We start from the raw sequence: 3308 nt of genomic DNA on the forward strand, positions 1-3308 counted from the left end.
GGCAACGAATTAAGCGTGGTTTTTCGGATTCTTTTCCAGGGATATGCGTGTGCTTACACACTTTACACAGTCTCTGGCCAGTTTTTTTACTGTTTATGTAAAGATACTGGTGAGGCGCATGGCAGCGCGAACACTGTTCTTTTTCGGAGAGTTGTTTCGCTCTCGTTCTTCCTCTAATCGGTTTGATTGGAGATCCAAGTTCTTCTGAATAAGTGAGAATGAGTCGGTAATCTAAATCATGCACCTTTTTGATCACCGGCAATGCATCAATCTCCATGTGAGGATAGGGCTGGTCAAGTGGTTTAGATACGGTCGGAGCACGGGAGTGCGTTGTCCAACGATTACGTTCTTCGATAAGAGAACGGGTCAATTCACGATATTTTTCAAGCATTTCCTGTTGTCTGATATTTTCTTTCAGGCAATAGTAGATAATTTCAAACTGACAGTTTATAATAGGGGTATACAACACTTGTCCATTCCTTTCTTGGAAGTAGTTTGGTTGGTACCTACTATTTTGAACGAGATTTAGGGGAGGGGCAAGTGTTTTTTTGCTTTTCCTTGATATAACAACCATTGTAAGCAATTATTAAAAGAAAGTATTGACACTAACGTAGAAAAGGTGGAGGAATGTTTATGGAAGTAACAGTTAAACAGTTTGTTAGAGAATTTAAACAGCAGTTTCAAAGCATGTATGCCTACAGTTACGAAGAAGGATCAAACGAACAGCTTTACAATGCTTTAGGTCTCCTCGTAAAAAACTACATTTCAAGTTACTGGAAAGAGACTAGAGAAAAGTATATTAAAAACAGTGTCAAACAAGTGTATTATTTTTCTATGGAATTTCTTCCGGGCAGACAATTAAGAAGTAAAGCTTACAACCTGGGGCTTTTAGATGTAATTAAAGAAGGTTTGAGCGAACTGGATTTATCATTTGATCAGCTGGCAGAAGCAGAAGCCGACCCTGCATTAGGTAACGGTGGCTTGGGACGTCTCGCTTCCTGCTTTATGGATTCACTGGCTTCTCTAGGTATGGCAGGTAATGGAAATGGTATTCGTTATCAATATGGCCTGTTCAGACAAAAGTTTGTCGATGGGTACCAGGTTGAACTGCCTGAAAACTGGTTAAGGTACAGAAATGTATGGGAAACGAGAAACGACAAATCTACCTGTATGGTGAGATTCGGTGGGAATGTTTGGCTGGAAGAAAACCATCAGGGGCATCTGGTCCCGCATTATGAGAATACACTGAATGTTCTGGCCGTGCCTTATGATACCCCTATGGTTGGCTATAGAAATGACACAGTTAATAATCTTCGTCTATGGTCAGCTGAAATCCCGGTAGAGGAAGAAGCGAACTATCATACGATTGAAGAAACAGAACCCATCAAGGAAATCACTCAAGTCCTGTATCCAGATGATTCCAACTATGAAGGGCGTCTGCTACGTCTGAAACAGGAATACTTCATGGTATCGGCGGGAGTACAGTCCATTATCAGGCACTTCCGTAAATATAATGTTCCCCGTAAGAACATTCCGGATAAATTGGCTATCCATATTAATGATACTCACCCTGCATTAGTTGTGCCTGAATTGATGCGTATCCTTATCGATGAAGAACACTTGTCATGGGAACAGGCTTGGGAAATCACATTCAAGACATGCAGCTATACTAACCATACCATCCTTCGTGAAGCACTGGAAAAATGGCCGATCGATATGATGAAAGAGCTGCTGCCTAGAATCTACATGATCATCGAAGAAATCAACAATCGCTTTGTTGAAAATACTATGCCATTATATGGAGAGCGCATCACCTGGCAGACAGCCATTTTGCAGAATGGAGTTGTCAACATGGCTCACCTGGCAGTGATCGGCAGTCACAGTGTGAATGGGGTAGCTAGACTTCATACTGACATTCTCATGAATGATGTGCTGAAAGATTTCTTTGAGTTATATCCTGAACGTTTCAACAATAAAACTAACGGGATTACTCAGCGAAGATGGGTTCACTTAGCCAATCCTGATCTGACTCAACTGATTGACGATAAAATTGGAGAAAACTGGAAGCTTACTCCATCAGAACTGAAAGTATTCAAAGGCTTCGAGAAAGATAAGAAAACATTAAATAAGCTGACGGATGTAAAGCTCAAGAATAAAAAGCGTCTGGCTGATCACATCAAGGAAGTAAAAGGAATTACAGTCGATCCGAATGCTTTGTTCGATGTCCAGATCAAGCGTCTGCATGCTTATAAGCGCCAGCATTTGAATCTGCTTCATATCCTGCACCGCTATCTTGAAATCAAAGAGAACCCATCTGTTGACTACGTTCCTAGAGTCTTCATATTCGGCGCAAAGGCTGCACCAAGCTACCATTATGCGAAGCAGATTATTAAAGTGATCAACTCTCTGGCTGATCTGGTGAACAACGATCCTGATGTCGGCGACAAGCTGAAAATTGTCTTCTTTGAAAATTACGGTGTGTCTCTGGCGGAGAAAATTATTCCGGCTGCAGACATCAGTGAACAGATTTCACTGGCAAGTATGGAAGCGTCAGGAACAAGCAATATGAAACTGATGGCTAACGGGGCTTTAACATTGGCTACATTGGATGGAGCCAACATTGAAATTAGAGACTTTGTCGGAGAGGACAATCTGTTTGTCTTTGGTTTATCCAGTAAAGAAGTATACGAATTGAAAGCAAATCAGTCTTATCGGGCAAGAGAACTTTATGGGTCTGATCAGAAACTCAGGAATGTTCTGGATGCTCTGACTAATGGAACGATTCCGAATCTACAGGATGAAGGCTATGCATTATTTGATTCACTCGTAAACTTTAATGATGAGTACTTTGTATTAAAAGATTTTGCATCTTACGTAGAAGCTCAGAATAAAGTCGATGATCTTTATAAAGATCAGTCTGAGTGGGCACGCAAATCTCTGCTGAATATTGCTTCTTCAGCTCCATTTTCAGCTGACTATACAATTCAGCGCTATGCAGATGATATCTGGAAAGTGAGATCTTGCGTTGTTGAAGATGAAGGGGTCCACCTGGTGGATGAACCCTTGTAGTGAACTACCCACCACTTAAATCCTCCGGATTTTGAAGTGGGGGCTTCCTACGAACTCCATTCTTGTCTGAACAGGTTTCATGCAGACAGAGGAATCGGATATGGGTAGGCTCAAAGGGGCTGGGAAAAAACCAGCTCTTAACAAACAAAAAGAACAATGAAAACCGTCGGTTTTAGATGGTCTTCATTGTTCTTTTGTATTTTTTCTGAAGATGTAGAAGTACATCCTCCTTTTCTTCG

The 3308-nt window shown here is 41.3% G+C and carries 1 protein-coding gene and 1 pseudogene; one reads left to right on the forward strand and one right to left on the reverse strand.

What is annotated here, in order from left to right; translation table 11 throughout:
• Nucleotides 1-469: pseudogene (locus ACYQ2O_RS11240) on the reverse strand (hypothetical protein); the annotation flags it as partial.
• Nucleotides 470-633: 164 nt separating this feature from the next.
• On the opposite strand from ACYQ2O_RS11240, the gene ACYQ2O_RS11245 reads away from it, so the two are divergent.
• Nucleotides 634-3069, forward strand: a complete 2436-nt coding sequence (locus ACYQ2O_RS11245) for a glycogen/starch/alpha-glucan phosphorylase (RefSeq protein WP_459796642.1) — start codon at nt 634-636, stop codon at nt 3067-3069.
• Nucleotides 3070-3308 lie beyond the last annotated feature (239 nt).

The organism is Alkalibacterium sp. m-11, assembly GCF_054658155.1.